The organism is Clostridium porci (assembly GCF_009696375.1).
In the GTDB taxonomy this organism is placed as follows: Bacteria; Bacillota; Clostridia; order Lachnospirales; family Lachnospiraceae; genus Enterocloster; species Enterocloster porci.
The window spans coordinates 152,331-166,709 of record NZ_VUMD01000003.1 but is presented as its reverse complement, the minus strand read 5'-3'; the positions used below and the strand labels follow the sequence as shown (position 1 = coordinate 166,709).

At 49.5% G+C, this 14,379-nt stretch carries 13 protein-coding genes; 12 read left to right on the top strand and 1 reads right to left on the bottom strand.

Annotated features, from left to right (window positions below; genetic code table 11):
- Nucleotides 1-116: 116 nt before the first annotated feature.
- Genes FYJ39_RS04525 through FYJ39_RS04515 form a run of 3 tightly spaced genes read left to right on the top strand, consistent with a single transcriptional unit; the run spans nt 117 to nt 3,549 of the window.
- Nucleotides 117-1,574, top strand: a complete 1,458-nt coding sequence (locus FYJ39_RS04525) for a lipopolysaccharide biosynthesis protein (RefSeq protein ID WP_268890648.1) — start codon at nt 117-119, stop codon at nt 1,572-1,574.
- 3 nt (nt 1,575-1,577) lie between these two features.
- Nucleotides 1,578-2,558: an ATP-grasp domain-containing protein gene (locus tag FYJ39_RS04520; RefSeq protein ID WP_154471264.1), complete on the top strand. Its 981-nt coding sequence runs from the start codon at nt 1,578-1,580 to the stop codon at nt 2,556-2,558.
- A gap of 10 nt (nt 2,559-2,568) precedes the next feature.
- The gene (locus tag FYJ39_RS04515) at nt 2,569-3,549 is read left to right on the top strand and encodes a glycosyltransferase (RefSeq protein WP_154471263.1); all 981 of its coding nucleotides are present in this window, start codon (nt 2,569-2,571) and stop codon (nt 3,547-3,549) included.
- A 111-nt stretch (nt 3,550-3,660) separates the two neighbouring features.
- On the opposite strand, the gene FYJ39_RS04510 is transcribed toward FYJ39_RS04515, so the two are convergent.
- Nucleotides 3,661-5,103 carry a L,D-transpeptidase gene (locus FYJ39_RS04510; protein WP_154471262.1) on the bottom strand — a complete coding sequence of 481 codons (1,443 nt, stop codon included), beginning with the start codon at nt 5,101-5,103 and terminating at the stop codon, nt 3,661-3,663.
- A gap of 179 nt (nt 5,104-5,282) precedes the next feature.
- Between FYJ39_RS04510 and FYJ39_RS04505 the strand changes: the two genes are divergently transcribed.
- The 9 genes from FYJ39_RS04505 (at nt 5,283) to rfbC (ending at nt 14,356) form a co-directional block, all read left to right on the top strand.
- Nucleotides 5,283-6,311 carry a glycosyltransferase family 8 protein gene (locus FYJ39_RS04505; RefSeq protein WP_154471261.1) on the top strand — a complete coding sequence of 343 codons (1,029 nt, stop codon included), beginning with the start codon at nt 5,283-5,285 and terminating at the stop codon, nt 6,309-6,311.
- A gap of 63 nt (nt 6,312-6,374) precedes the next feature.
- Nucleotides 6,375-7,277: a glycosyltransferase family 2 protein gene (locus tag FYJ39_RS04500; RefSeq protein ID WP_154471260.1), complete on the top strand. Its 903-nt coding sequence runs from the start codon at nt 6,375-6,377 to the stop codon at nt 7,275-7,277.
- A 14-nt stretch (nt 7,278-7,291) separates the two neighbouring features.
- Nucleotides 7,292-8,419 (top strand): DegT/DnrJ/EryC1/StrS family aminotransferase, encoded by a 1,128-nt coding sequence (locus FYJ39_RS04495; RefSeq protein WP_154471259.1) that lies wholly within the window; start codon nt 7,292-7,294, stop codon nt 8,417-8,419.
- Nucleotides 8,416-9,105, top strand: a complete 690-nt coding sequence (locus FYJ39_RS04490) for a glycosyltransferase family 2 protein (RefSeq protein WP_154471258.1) — start codon at nt 8,416-8,418, stop codon at nt 9,103-9,105. The genes FYJ39_RS04495 and FYJ39_RS04490 overlap by 4 nt, the downstream gene beginning before the upstream one ends.
- A 78-nt stretch (nt 9,106-9,183) precedes the next feature.
- Nucleotides 9,184-10,530 carry a lipopolysaccharide biosynthesis protein gene (locus tag FYJ39_RS04485; RefSeq protein ID WP_154471257.1) on the top strand — a complete coding sequence of 449 codons (1,347 nt, stop codon included), beginning with the start codon at nt 9,184-9,186 and terminating at the stop codon, nt 10,528-10,530.
- On the top strand, nt 10,487-11,455 hold the full coding sequence (locus FYJ39_RS04480; protein ID WP_235919735.1) for a glycosyltransferase family 2 protein: 969 nt from the start codon (nt 10,487-10,489) through the stop codon (nt 11,453-11,455). The genes FYJ39_RS04485 and FYJ39_RS04480 overlap by 44 nt, the downstream gene beginning before the upstream one ends.
- A 30-nt stretch (nt 11,456-11,485) precedes the next feature.
- Entirely contained in the window at nt 11,486-11,884 is a 399-nt protein-coding gene (locus FYJ39_RS04475) for a DUF2304 domain-containing protein (RefSeq protein WP_154471255.1), read from the top strand.
- A complete protein-coding gene (locus FYJ39_RS04470; RefSeq protein WP_154471254.1) occupies nt 11,874-13,634 on the top strand; it encodes a DUF2142 domain-containing protein in 1,761 nt (586 codons plus the stop codon). Before FYJ39_RS04475 ends, FYJ39_RS04470 begins: the two co-directional genes overlap by 11 nt.
- 167 nt (nt 13,635-13,801) lie before the next feature.
- The gene (rfbC, locus tag FYJ39_RS04465) at nt 13,802-14,356 is read left to right on the top strand and encodes a dTDP-4-dehydrorhamnose 3,5-epimerase (RefSeq protein ID WP_154471253.1); all 555 of its coding nucleotides are present in this window, start codon (nt 13,802-13,804) and stop codon (nt 14,354-14,356) included.
- Nucleotides 14,357-14,379: the final 23 nt, after the last annotated feature.

Sequence of the window (14,379 nt, the reverse complement as noted above, 5' to 3'; positions counted from 1 at the left end):
GGGGATGGGGCAGTTCTATGCCAGGACAGAAGGAGTGAGGAGGAAGAAGCGGGGCAGAGGGAACGAGACAGGGGCGGGGCAGAGGAAATGAAGCAGAAGGAAAGGAGGCAAGGCGTTTGGAGGGCGGAGCGATAACCTCAAAGGTAATAAAAGGATTGTTTTGGAAGCTGATGGAGAACGGAGGAGCTCAGGGCATCCAGTTTCTTGTTTCCATTATATTGGCCCGGCTGCTGTCACCGGAGGAATACGGAGTAGTAGGGGTGATCCTTATCTTAGTAGCCATAGCCAATGTGTTGGTGCAAAATGGATTCAGCATTGCTTTGATACAGAAAAAAGAAGCCGATGACAGGGATTTTTCCTCTGTTTTCTACTTCAACATGGGGGTGTCCTCTGTGCTTTATGTAGTGCTGTTCCTTCTGGCTCCCTGGATAGGGGCATTCTACACAAATCCTGAGATGGCAGCTATGATCCGCCTGTTGGCAGTAGTACTTTTTCCTGGCGGGGTTATTTCTATACAGAATGCGTATGTATCGCGAAAGCTGGAATTTAAGGGACTTTTTATCTCCTCCTTTCTTGCATCCATAATATCCGGGGGAGTCAGCATCTTTATGGCCTGTACAGGTTGGGGCGTGTGGGCCTTGGTATGGCAGCAGATTACTTATTATTTCTTTTACATGGGCATTTTGTTTTTGACTGTACGCTGGAAGCCAAGGCTTTTATTCAGTCTGCTGCGCATAAAAGCTATGCTGGCCTTTGGCTGGAAGCTTTTGTGCGCTTCCCTCCTGGACACGATCTATAACAATATTTACGGCCTGGTCATCGGAAAGATTTACAGCAAAGGGATGCTGGGTAATTACAACCGGGGGGAGCAGTTTCCGAGGCTGGTGGTAAATAATCTGGCGTCAGCTATCCAGTCGGTGATGCTGCCGGTTCTTTCAGCCAGTCAGGATGAGCCGGAGAAAATGAAGGGGATGCTGAGGAGGGCTATTATGGTCAGTTCCTACCTGATTCTTCCTATGATGGCAGGAATGATAGCTGTGGCCCGGCCCATGGTGCTGCTTTTGTTGGGGGAACAGTGGCTTCCCTGTGTGCCCTTTCTTCAACTGATGTGCATTGCCTACTCCTTTTGGCCTATACACATTGCCAACCTACAGGCGCTCAACGCTATGGGACACAGTGAAATCTTTTTAAAACTGGAGCTTCTCAAAAAGGCGGTGGGAATCGGGGTTTTGATAATCGGCATCCGCTATCATGCCCTGGTTCTGGTTGCCTTAAAGGCCGGGGCAGATTTTTTGTGCACCTTTATTAATGCCTGGCCTAATAAGCAGCTTTTGAATTACAGCATATTGGAGCAGTGGAAGGACATAATTCCTGCCATGGCTGCTTCCGCTCTGATGGCAGGGGCTGTATGGGCTGTGGGACAGTACGGGGCTTTTGGCTGGCTGTGGCTGGGTATACAGATCATCTTTGGGATTGCAGTGTATGTTCTGGTTTCCTGGCTGTTGAAGCTGGAGCCGTTTTGTTTCCTGCTTGCTCTTGTGAGAGACAGGATAAGAAGGGAAGGAGTAGAATGAATCATGAAGACAGTGCTTGTTACTGCTATTGGCTCATTTGCGGCCGATATTGTAATTAAAAGGCTGAAGGCACAGGGAATCCGGGTTGCGGGCTGTGATATTTACCCTGGAGAATGGGTGGCGGACGCAGGAAATGTGGATGCCTTCTATCAGGTTCCCTGCGCCTCTGACAAGGAGCGTTATGTGGAAGCGGTGCTCTCTATCTGTAAAAAGGAGCAGGTGGAGGCTCTGATTGTGCTGCTGGATGTGGAGCTTGATGTGTGGAATGACTGCAGGGAGCTTCTTGCAGAGCAGAAGGTTATCCTCTGCGCTTCCGGTCCGGAGGCCATAAGCCTGTGCAGGGATAAACGAAAGCTGTTTCTGTATCTGGAGGATAAAATGCCGGGTTGTCTCATACCTACCTTTTCCTTAAGCGAGTGCAGTCCAGAAGCATTGTCCTATCCTGCTGTTTGCAAGCCCTATAACGGAAGGAGCAGCCAGGGATTAAAATGTGTTGGCAGTCAGGAGCAGTTAGAGCTGTTTTTGTCACACACAGATGTGAAGGATTATATTGTCCAGCCTAAGATTGAAGGACTGGTGGTGACTGTGGATGTGGTTCGCGACAAGCATGGAAGGAACTGCGCAGCGATCTGCCGCAGGGAGCTTCTCAGAACCTTAAATGGTGCGGGAACCTCCGTGGAGGTGTTTAGGAATCCAGGGCTGGAGGATGTATGCAGACAGGCAGCGGACGCCCTTGGCGTTACAGGCTGTGTGAATTTTGAGTTTATAGAGGGATCGGACGGAGTATACCATATGCTGGAATGTAATCCTAGGTTTGCAGGCGGCGTGGAGTTTTCCTGCATGGCAGGCTATGACTGTGTAATCAATCATCTGCGCTGCTTTACAGGGGAGGATATAGAGCCCTCGGACAATATAACAGGCATGTATATAGCGAGAAAGTATGAGGAATATATAACAAAGATAACAGACAGAAGCAGGACGTAACAGGGAGGTGATGGGAAACGTGGAAAAGCAGGAGATTATGGCAAGCATTAACTGTGTCACCTATAATCACGCCGGCTACATCAGAAAGGCTTTGGACAGCTTTCTCATGCAGGAGACGGATTTTCAGTTTGAGATATTGGTTCATGACGACGCCTCCACAGATGGTACCAGCGATATTATAAGAGAGTATGCCAAACGGTTTCCAGATCGGATTTTCCCTCTGATTCAGGAGGAGAACCAGTATTCCCAGGGGATTGATAACATCAGCGGGGCCTTTAATTTTCCCAGAGCCAGAGGGAAATATATTTTTATGTGTGACGGAGACGACTACTTTCTGTCCCCACACAAGCTTGAGAGGCAGGTAAATTACATGGAGGCTCACCCGGAGTGCACCCTCTGTATCCACAGCGCAAGGATAGAGCTGGTGGGAAAAGCACTGGCAGATATGCAGATGCGCCCCTACCACGGAAACCGGCTTCTTTCTCCTGAGGAGATCGTGGACAAGCCCTCCGGCTACGCTATGTCCTCCATGGCATTTCCGGCCCGTTTGGTGAAGAACCTGCCGGAGTATTATGTGGACTGTCCAGTGGGAGATACTCCGATACAGCTGATGGCTGCAGCAGAAGGATGGGGATATTATATGGATGAGCCTATGAGCGTATACAGGGTAGGCGTCAGGGGTTCCTGGACATCAGAAGGCAAGGCCGGAGACTACAAGGCAAAGCAGAGGGCCTACTATGATCGGATGAAACGGACCTACGACCAGTTTAACCAGGCAACCGAAGGACGGTTGAAGGAAGCGGCAGAGAGCGCCTGCCTGAGAACCTATTATCTTACCATGGTGAATACAAAGGTATTTAAAGAGATATTCGCAAGGAGGTACAGGCGGTACTTCAGAGAGCTTACACCCAGAACCCGCTTCCTGCTCTGGTTTGAATACCGGATGCCCTGGCTGTATCATAAGGTTAGAAACGGGTTTATGGGCGCGTAGAATTGAGAAAATAACTTTTGAACACAAACTTTTCTGGCAAACGGTAGCCATCTTCCTCCCCTATTTTGCCTGGGGAGGAAAGGTTATTTTGGCTCCGGCGCAGGATAAACGTTATTGCTGTGCAAACAATGGATCCGTTGGGTCCCAGGTCTGGGTCAGAGGAATCGGCTGCTCAATGGCAGGCCTGTCAAATAACCCAAGCTTTGGAGAATTGTATATTTCTACCGTAGTACCGATAGGACAGTGATCAAATATCCACTTCGCGTCTCCGGAAAGGAGACGTACGCATCCGGCAGACTGCGCCTGGCCTAAATAGTTGTAGGTCAATGGATCCAAAGTCATGGGATCCGGCTTGTCATAGAGAATGGAATGTATCAGGAAGCTGCCGTATATACGGGTAGCATACTGGGTATAAATTCCGTGAATCATCTCACGCCAGCGGTACTTGGCCGGTGTTTGAAAGGTGCCAATGGGAGTGTCGGGACCGGAGGAAATCAGGAACATTTTATATGGGATAATAAAGCCGTTGGCTCCGTCCTTTGCAAAGACGGTTAAATAGTTCATCTCTTTGTTAATGCTGATAAGGAAGGGGCCTTTATTGCCCATAATCGGCTCCAGATCCGTATGAAGCTTTCCGGTAGCTTCATCAAAGTAGTACTTATAGCCGTCTATATACTGCCATCCTTTCACTGGCATATTGTTTACAAAGTAGTACCGATCCCGGTCATTCCAGCCCCAGCCTGTAAAAGGCGCTCCGGTTCCGCTGCTGTATGCTGCGGCTCCGTCGATAATTTGGATTCCATCTGGCAGCGCCGATTCAACCGGCTTCTCCATATTATAGGAAGCGCCCTCAGTTGCCTTGCCCCATAAAGAGATACGCAAGCCTGTTAGGTACTTTCCGGTTCCCATCGTTCCTGCAGTGCTGCTGTTCCTGGCCCAGTTCAGCTCTGTGCCGTCATTTAAGGTGGTGCAGTAGTAGATATCGAAGGTATTTCCTACAAATCCCATAAAACGAATCTGAATAGCCTCAACCAAAGCGCCGTCCTCCCATACGGTAGTATGGCCGCCGTTGACAGCCCAATCGCTCCAGCCGTGGGAGCTGGTGTAGGTTCGGTAGAGAATGTCTCCAATAATGTTGTTTAAATAAATGCAGAGAGAACGGAAGCCTGACTCTGCCACAACCGGCGTATCTCCGATAACTGGCTCTGTCCATGTAGTGTCAGGGCGCAGAACCTGAATCTGCACATAAGGCGTATTTGCGATCACTGAGGCCTGACGTGCAGCCTCCTGAGCAGCAAAGGATTCAGCAGCGGCAGCTTCTGCGTTTCCCTGCGCTTCATCCTCCACAGACAGGGAAGCCTCAGCTTCACCAGTTTGAGGGGCGTTATTTTCTCCCTCCGTTTGTCCGCCGGCAGGGGAAGTTTCAGATACCTGATTGGCGAATGCGGGGCCATAATTAGAATCATCCTGTGCAGCCAAACTTACTCCGGCCTGTCCCAGAACCAGAAGCCCGCCCAGAAGGGCGGCGACAGTACGTTTCATTAACTTACACATTCAAACAGTCCTCCTAAATATTAGAATTGATGTGTTTATACAATACCACATATGCCCTAACTCTACCATATTTGCTGGAAAAATTCCAGATGTGATTTACTTTTTAACGGCTATATTGTAAAATTGTAAAGAAAATGACTGAGGAACGTTCTTAGAATGTAAGAAATAGGTGGCATAATATGGAATGGAATACAGAAACTGCCAATATTATATATGCATCCAATGACGGATACGCCGGACACCTGGCTGCATCCCTCTGCTCCCTTCTGGACAATAATGGTAATATCCCGTTGATGGATATTTATGTGCTGTCAGTAGGAATGAGCCGGGACTATCAGGAACGACTGGCCTGTGTTGCGGAGAAATACAACCGCCGGTTCTATGTCCTGGAGCTGGGTGATTTGAAGGAGAGATTTGACTTTGACATCGATACAAGAGGCTTTGACATCAGCGCCATGGCCCGGCTTTTTGCGCCTGAGGCGCTGCCTGCCGGGGTTAAAAGGGCTTTATATCTGGACTGTGATACTATCGTATGGGGAAGCGTCCGCTCTCTGTATGAAACGGAGCTTGAGAACAATTTGGCAGGTATGGTGATGGAGCCTACGGTTTATAAGGAGATGAAGGATTCCATTGGAATGGGACCTGACGACCCTTACTATAACTCCGGCGTCCTCCTCATGGATCTGGAGGGATGGAGAAGGGAAGATGTGCTAAGGCAGCTGCTGAATTTCTACAAAAGCTGCCGGGGAAGGTTGTTTGCCTGTGATCAGGATACCATCAATGGAACGTTGAGAGGAAGAATTTTGTCATTGCCGGTAAAATATAATTATTTTACCAATTACAGGTATTTCCGTTACTCGACCCTGGTATCCCTGTGCGCTGCCTATGGAGATGGGGGGGAGAAGGACTATCGCATGGCAGGCAGAGCTCCAGTGATTATTCATTTTCTGGGAGATGAACGGCCTTGGATTAAGGGAAACCATAACCATTTCAGACGGCTGTATGAATACTATTTGGATAAGACTCCCTGGAGGGGAACTCCGGCACAGCCTGGAAAAGAGCTTTATATGCAGCTGTGGTGGTTGTTTAACCAGCTTTCCTGGCTGTTTCCCTCCTTCCGCCTTTGGGTTAGCCGCCGCATGGGCATGAAGCTGATTGACAGCCGCAAGAAGGCGCTGGCAGCAGGACAAGGGGAAGGGAATCATTGAGGAAATAGATTCATAAAATAGATTCATATAGTAAAAGTTGGAAAAGCAATGTTGGAAAAAAACATGGACAAAATCAGCTGTATCATATTAAACTATAATGACGCGGCCACAACTTTGGCTCTGGTGGAGAAGATCCGGGAGTATCGGATTTTGGATTCCATCGTGATCGTCGACAATCACTCCACGGACGACTCCTGGGAAAGGCTGGGAGCACTAAAGGGTCTGCCGAAGCTTTATCTTATGAGGTCCCAGTCTAACGGAGGGTATGGGGCGGGAAATCAGGAGGGCGTTAATTTTGCCTGTGAGAATCTGAAGGCAGATTATTGTATCATTGCAAACCCGGATATCCATGTGACAGAGCGGTGTATCCTCCGGTTAAAAGAAGCCTTGGATCATACGGAGAAGGGGGCTGTGGCTTCCGCCAGAGTGAAAAGCCCCAAGGGAGAGGCTCTGCTATCCTACTGGACGCTTCTGCCTCTCTGGAAGGATTTGCTGGATACGGGCCTTATCACAAGACGTCTGATGAAGCCACTGCTGAACACGCCTTTTAGCCGGCTTGCGAGGGGGGGCGATGAAAATTGCCGCCTGGTAGATGCAGTGCCGGGTTCTTTTTTTATGATTAGGCTGGGAGTGCTGACGCCCAGAGAGATAAGGGAGTTTTTTGATCGGAATATTTTCCTGTATTATGAGGAAAAGGCCCTGGGACAGAAGCTAAAGGAACTGGGGTTAAAAACTCTTCTGGTCATAGACGAGAGCTATATCCACGCCCATTCCGTCAGCATTGATAAAAGCTACCGGAGGCTTGTGGATAAGCAGAGGCTGCTGCACAGAAGTAAGCTGTATTATTACAGGACGTACCTTAAAACCGGCCCCATGGGACTTAAGGCAGCCAGAGTTTTTCTTGCTGCAATTTTGGCTGAGGTGTGGTTTTTGACTGCCTTTTGCAGGTTGGACTGGCAGAGATGAGAAAGGATAATTGCATGAGCGGACAACAGGATAAAGAAGGAGAGATACTGGTTACCAGAGCCTCACTTCCCTCTTATGAGGAGTATATCGAGATGATTAAGCCCATATGGGATAGCGCATGGCTGACTAATATGGGAGATTTCCACAGGCGGCTGGAGAAAGAGCTGGCTGATTATATGGGTACGGATAAGCTGGTTCTCTTTGTTAACGGACACATGGCTCTGGAGATGGCGATTCAGGCCCTGGAGCTTACCGGGGAGGTAATAACCACCCCATTCACCTTTGCTTCCACCACCCATGCCATTGTGCGCAATCATTTGACTCCGGTATTCTGCGATATTAATCCGGTGGATTACACCATAGATGTGGACAAGCTGGAGGCCCTTATTACAGATAAGACCTCGGGGATTATTCCTGTCCATGTCTACGGAAATATCTGCGATGTGGAGCGCATTGAAGCCATTGCCAAAAAGTATGGACTTAAGGTGATTTACGATGCGGCCCACACCTTTGGAGAACGGTATATGGGAAAGTGCGTGGGGGAGTTCGGGGATGCCAGTATATTCAGCTTCCACGCAACCAAGGTATTTAACAGCATTGAGGGCGGGGCAGTGGTTTTTGGAAAGGAATGGATGAGGCACAGGCTTAACTGCCTGAAAAATTATGGAATTGTAGATCAGGAGCATGTGGTCTGGGTTGGCGGAAATGCTAAGATGAACGAGTTTCAGGCCGCTATGGGCCTGTGTAATCTGAAGCATCTGGAGGGGGAGATTGAAAAGCGCAGGAGGGTTGTGGAGCGCTATCAGGAGCGCTTAAAGGGGGTTTCCGGGTTGAAGCTGCCGTTCTATAAAGAGGGACTGACTCCAAACTATGCTTACTTCCCGGTGGTGTTTGACGGATTTGCGGCTGACAGGAATCAGGTATATCAGGTTCTGACACAGCACAATATTTATCCAAGAAAGTATTTTTATCCTCTTACCAGTGATTTCCAGTGCTTTGAAGGCAAATATTCCTCTAAGGCTACGCCGGTGGCAGCCTATATGGCAGACCGGGTGCTGACTCTGCCCTGTTATGCAGATCTGGCGCTGGAGGACGTGGAACGGATTTGCGATATAATCAGGAATATGCAGGAGCGCGTATGAATAAGGTACTGCTGGTAATCCCGGCGTTTAATGAGGAAAAAAATATTGAAAAGGTAGTGAATGAGCTGGTAGAAGGTTTTCCACAGCTGGACTATGTGGTGGTAAACGACGGCTCCAGGGACAGCACTGGGAGGATTTGCAGGGAGAAGGGGTATAATCTGTTGGATCTTCCAGTGAATCTGGGACTGGCAGGCTGCTTTCAGGCAGGGATGAAATATGCCTATCAGAAGGGCTACTCCTATGCCATCCAGTTTGACGGGGACGGGCAGCACAGGCCGGAATACATCGAAGCCATGAGAAAGAAGATGGAGGAGGGCTATGATATTGTCATCGGCTCCCGGTTTCTCACAAAAAGAAAGGACTGGTCCATGCGAATGATCGGAAGCCGCATGATCGGGGCTGCGATACGGCTGACCACTGGAGTAAAGGTAACAGATCCTACCTCTGGCATGAGGCTTTTTAGCAGCAGGATGATCGAGGAGTTTGCCCTTAATTTAAATTACGGTCCTGAACCGGATACAGTATCTTTTCTTATCAAGCAGGGAGCCAGAGTGGCGGAGGTTCCTGTCATCATCGATGAACGTCTGGAGGGAGAAAGCTATTTAAAGCCCTTTACTGCTGCCCATTACATGCTCAGAATGCTGCTGTCCATACTTCTGATCCAGAATTTCAGAAAAAGGCGGTAGAGAGGGTGATATGCGGGAGAAGGGGACGCTTCTGGGAAGGAGCATTGGGGCAGTGCATTCCGGAGTTGGAGAGAAGAAATGAAAAATGTGACAAAGGGTTTATTATATAAGGGTTCAAACATTGAGCGGCAGAACGTGGCCTGGAACATTGCGGGAAGCTTTGTCTACGCATTTGCCAGCATGGTACTGTCCTTTCTGGTCATACGGATGGCCGGTGAGGATGAGGGGGGAATCTTCTCCTTTGGGTTCTCCACCTTGGGCCAGCAGATGTTTATTGTGGCTTATTTTGGGCTGAGGCCCTTCCAGATAACCGATATTACAGGTGAGTATACCTTCGGGGATTATCTGGAGCACAGAAGGCTCACCTGTCTTGGAGCATTGGCGGCAGGGGCTGCCTTTCTTGTCTTTATGCAGGCCTTTGGACAATATACGGCAGAGAAATCCATGATTCTTCTTTTGCTTGTAATATACAAGGTAATAGATGGGTATGCTGATGTATATGAGTCAGAATTCCAGCGGCAGGGAAGCTTGTATCTGACAGGCAAGTCCAATTTTTTCCGAACCATTTTGTCGGTATGCATCTTACTGACTGTGCTGGCAGTATTCGGGCAGCTGCTGCTGGCCTGCATGGCAGCGGTGGCAGCCCAGGCCTTGGGAGTGGCGCTCTTTAATCTGGATGTGATTCACGCTCTTCCGGGCGTTAGCTGGAAGAGGGGGAAAGGGAAAAACAGAAGGCTGTTTCACAGCGCAGGCTTTCTCTTCGTATCCGTATTTCTGGACTTTTATGTATTTTCTGCAGCCAAGTATGCTATAGATGCCAGGATGAATGACGCTGCCTCCGGGTATTTTAACTTGATTTTTATGCCTACCTCTGTTATTTATATGGTAGCAAACTTTGTAATCCGTCCCTTTCTCACGAAGCTTTCAGCTCTATGGGGGGAACGCGATTTTGAATGCTTTAGGGGCCAGCTTGTACGCATTGGGGGAATGATTATGGGGCTCACGGCTCTGGCAGTAGGCGCCGCTTCCCTTTTAGGACGGTGGGCTCTGGCTGTGATGGAGCAGCTTCTGGGAAAGGATTATCTGGGGATGTTAAAGCCTCATTACATCCCCTTCCTTATGATTGTGCTGGGAGGAGGCTTCTATGCTTTGGCAAATCTTATGTATTATGCCCTTGTGATTATGCGCAGGCAGAGGGCTATATTTGCGGTGTATCTGGGAGCGGCTGTGGCAGCTGCCCTTCTGTCAGGTATACTGGTGTCAAAATTTGGAATTGATGGTGCGGCAGGCTGTTATCTGCTGCTGATGACAGGATTAGCGCTGGGGTTTGGCACATTGACGGCCAAAGCCTTCCAGCAGGAGAAAAAGGAGTATGTGGGTAATGGAGGAAGAAAAAAGCAGGGCGCCGGGGCAAAAGCATCTTAAGAGGGTGGATGTGATCATCCCCGCCTACAGGCCGGGTAAGAAGTTTTCCAGACTTTTGAAAATGCTGGAGCTTCAAACCTATCCCATCAGGCGGATCATTGTGATGAATACAGAGAAGGCATACTGGAATGATAAAGGGTTTGAGGGAATCCCAAGGCTGGAGGTTCATCATATTTCCAAGGCTGAATTTGACCACGGCGCAACCAGGAATAAAGGCGCCAAATACAGCCGGGCGGAGATCATGGTGTTTATGACCGACGACGCGGTGCCTGCGGACGAGTTTTTAATTGAGCGTTTAGCGGCTGCCTTTGAGAAACGAGGCCCCTTGGGAGAGTCGGTGATTATGGCCTATGCCCGTCAGCTGCCGGATAAGGACTGTTCCCTGACAGAGCGGTATACCAGGGCTTTTAACTATCCGGAGGGGAGCTGTATCAAGACAAAGGCGGATCTGCCCAGGCTTGGAATCAAAACCTTTTTTGCTTCCAATGTGTGCTGTGCCTACGACAGGGAAAAATTCTGGTTTCAGGGGGGCTTTATCAGCCGGACTATTTTTAATGAGGACATGATATTTGCTGGCAGGGCGGTTTTACAGGATGACTATGCTATTGCCTATGTTGGGGATGCCAGGGTGATACATTCCCATAATCTGGGCTGTATGGCCCAGTTTCACCGCAATTTTGATCTGGCTGTATCCCAGGCTGACCACCCGGAGGTATTCGGGGGGATTCATGCAGAAGGGGAGGGACTTCGCCTGGTAAGGCAGACGGCCAGGTATCTTATGAGTCAGCGAAGGCCCTGGCTGGTGCCGGGGCTCATCGTCAAAAGCGGATTTAAGTACATGGGCTACCGCCTGGGAAAATGTTACCGGGCGCTGCCAAGGCCGCTGGTTATAAAATGCAGCATGAATAAGGAATATTGGAAATAACGCAAACAAAAGAAAGCAGGACACGCTACTATGATGACACCTATATTCAGATGTATTTTGGTTATGGTTTCTTTGACGACAATGGCATTTATGATGCGGAAGATACGGCAGGCCAAGGTGCAGATAGAGGCAGCCATGTTCTGGGTGATTATGGCCCTGATACTGGTGGTTTTTTCTCTGTTCCCTTCATTGGCAGACGCCTGCGCAGGGCTGCTGGGAATATATTCTACCCCGAACTTTCTGTTCCTGTTTATGATTTTTCTTCTGATGGTAAAGGTGTTCGGCATGACGCTCCAGGTTTCAGAGCTGGAGAGCAGGCAGAAGGAGCTGGTTCAGATGCTTGCCCTTTCTGAGAAGGAGAGGGAGGAGCTGGAGGGACGGCTTTTGAGCTTGTTGAAGGAGACAGAGGTGGACGCAGATGTCAGATAGAAATGGGAAGCTAAAGGCCGGGGCAGTGGAAAGGACAGAACAGGGACGGCAGACAGGCTTTAAGGGAAAGGCAGCCCCGGTTGGCTCCCATGGAAAAAGTGGGAGCCGGCTGCGGATCTGGGTTGGTGTGGGAGCCTTGGCTCTGCTCCTTGCTGTCTGGCATCTGACGGATGTGGGGAACGGGGTCAGGGCCTCTGGAGACCGGTGGCTCTATGGCTGGTACGGCGGGCTTATGGTTTGGGCTGCGGCGATGCTGGGAGTCCTGGGGTATGGGATATTTATAAAAAGGACATGGAGTCTGGAGCTTATCTTTACAGGGGCAGTCCTTGGTCTGGGGCTTATGTATCTGGTTGTGCTGCCGCCATTGTCCGCGCCCGATGAGGTCAGTCATTATATTACCTCCTATCAGCTTGCAAACCGCATGATGGGAAAGCCCAACTATGAGGACGGCATCCGGGTATATATCCGGGAGCAGGATCGGTTCATTGAGGATTTGAAGGATGTGCTGAAACCCGACGGCAGCGGTTACAGGGATCGTGAAGAGGTTCAGCCCTCTGGGGAAAATAAAGAGCGCAAGCAGGCCGTGATTCTGGGACAGGAGCTGACAGAGGATACGTATCGTACCATACACGAACGTGGCATAAGGAGCACCGGGGAGAACGGGCGTGCAGTTTCCTATCAAATTCCTGTGAGGACAACTCCCCTGGCTTATGTGCCTCAGGCTTTGGGACTGATTGCGGGACAGCTTTTAGGGCTGGGAGGTCTGGGGCTTCTTTATATGGGACGGCTGTTTAATCTGTTGTTTTTTACAGCTGTGGGCTGCCTGACGGTTCGGCGGCTGCCTTTTGGAAAAGAGGTTTTTTGTGGGGTGGCTCTTTTGCCTATGACGCTTCATTTGGCTTCCTCCTTTTCCTATGATGTGCTTCTGATTGCGCTGTGCTCATATTTTACGGCTGTATGTCTGGATTTGGCGTATAGGAAGAAACAGGTGGGATGGCAGGATGTGCTGATTTTAGCTGTTATTATGGGTGTTATGGGGCCCTGTAAGATGGTGTACGGAATCGTGGCAGGCCTGTGCCTTTTGATTCCTGTGAAAAAATTCGGCAGCTGGAAAAGCTGGGTATTATCAGCTGCAGCTGTGCTGGGGACATTTGCGGTTGCTATGGTGCTGGTAAACGGCAGAACCGTGGCTCTTTACACCAACCCGGCAAGTGGGTATGCCGGGTATGTAGACTGGGCGGAAGCTCCGGGCTATACCTTTGGTCAGTTAATCAGAACCCCATTGCTGGTGCTGAAGCTATGCTATAATACGTTGATGTGGCAGGGGGAGCAGCTGTATTCCGGCATGATCGGCGGAGCGCTGGGAAATATGGACCACGTACTGAATACGCCCTATGTGGTTATCTTAGGGCTTACGGCTATTCTGGTTATGCTGTCTCTCAGGAAACCCGGAGAGCCTCTTTTTATAAGTATGAAGGGCCGGGGGTGGATATGGCTTTTGGGCTTTAGCTGCCTGGGAGCCCTGATGTTTTCCATGCTGCTTGCCTGGACGCCTGTGGGCTCGTCTGTGATTAACGGGGTTCAGGGGAGATATCTGCTGCCCATTCTCCCTATGCTTCTGCTGACCCTTAAAAATGACCATGTGGTGCGGACGGATTGGAATGACGGAACTCTGCTGTATGTGATGATAGGGCTGGATGTATATGTGGCTTTGAGAATTTTTAGTATAGTATGTTTGCGGGTTTCCTGAAAATGGAATGATTTCGGCTATAGACAGCAGGGAACAAATCCAGAGTAGAGAGTGGATAAGGGCTTGCCAGAGAGTGGATAAAGTGATAGAATTGCCTGATGGATGTGGATAAAAGAGGAACTGGGACTGTGGTGTAAAAGGCCCCGGAATGATAGGAGTGAAGAAAGATGGGTAAGATTAAGGTGACGCCCTGCGGCATTAAGGGGCTTTATGTGATTGAGCCGACGGTGTTTAAGGACGAGAGAGGCTATTTTGTGGAAACCTATAATCAGAAGGACTTTGAGGAAGCAGGGCTGGATATGAGCTTTGTTCAGGATAATCAGTCCATGTCAGTGAAGGGGGTTCTGAGAGGGCTTCATTTTCAGAAGCAATATCCTCAGGGAAAGCTGGTTCGGGTCATCCGCGGCTCTGTGTTTGATGTGGCTGTGGATCTGCGGGCAGATTCTGAGACCTATGGAACGTGGTTTGGGGTAGAGCTGTCCGCAGAGAACAAAAAGCAGTTTTATATTCCTGAGGGCTTCGCCCATGGCTTCTTAGTTCTGTCGGAGGAGGCAGAGTTTGCTTATAAATGCACTGATTTTTACCGTCCGGGAGATGAAGGCGGCCTTTTGTGGAGCGACCCGGATATAGGGATTCAGTGGCCAGTTGAAGCTGGGATGAAGCTGATTATTTCAGAAAAGGATACAAAGTGGGGAGGGCTTAAGGATACCTTTAAGTTCTAGCTATACCTGAAAAAGAAAAAGGA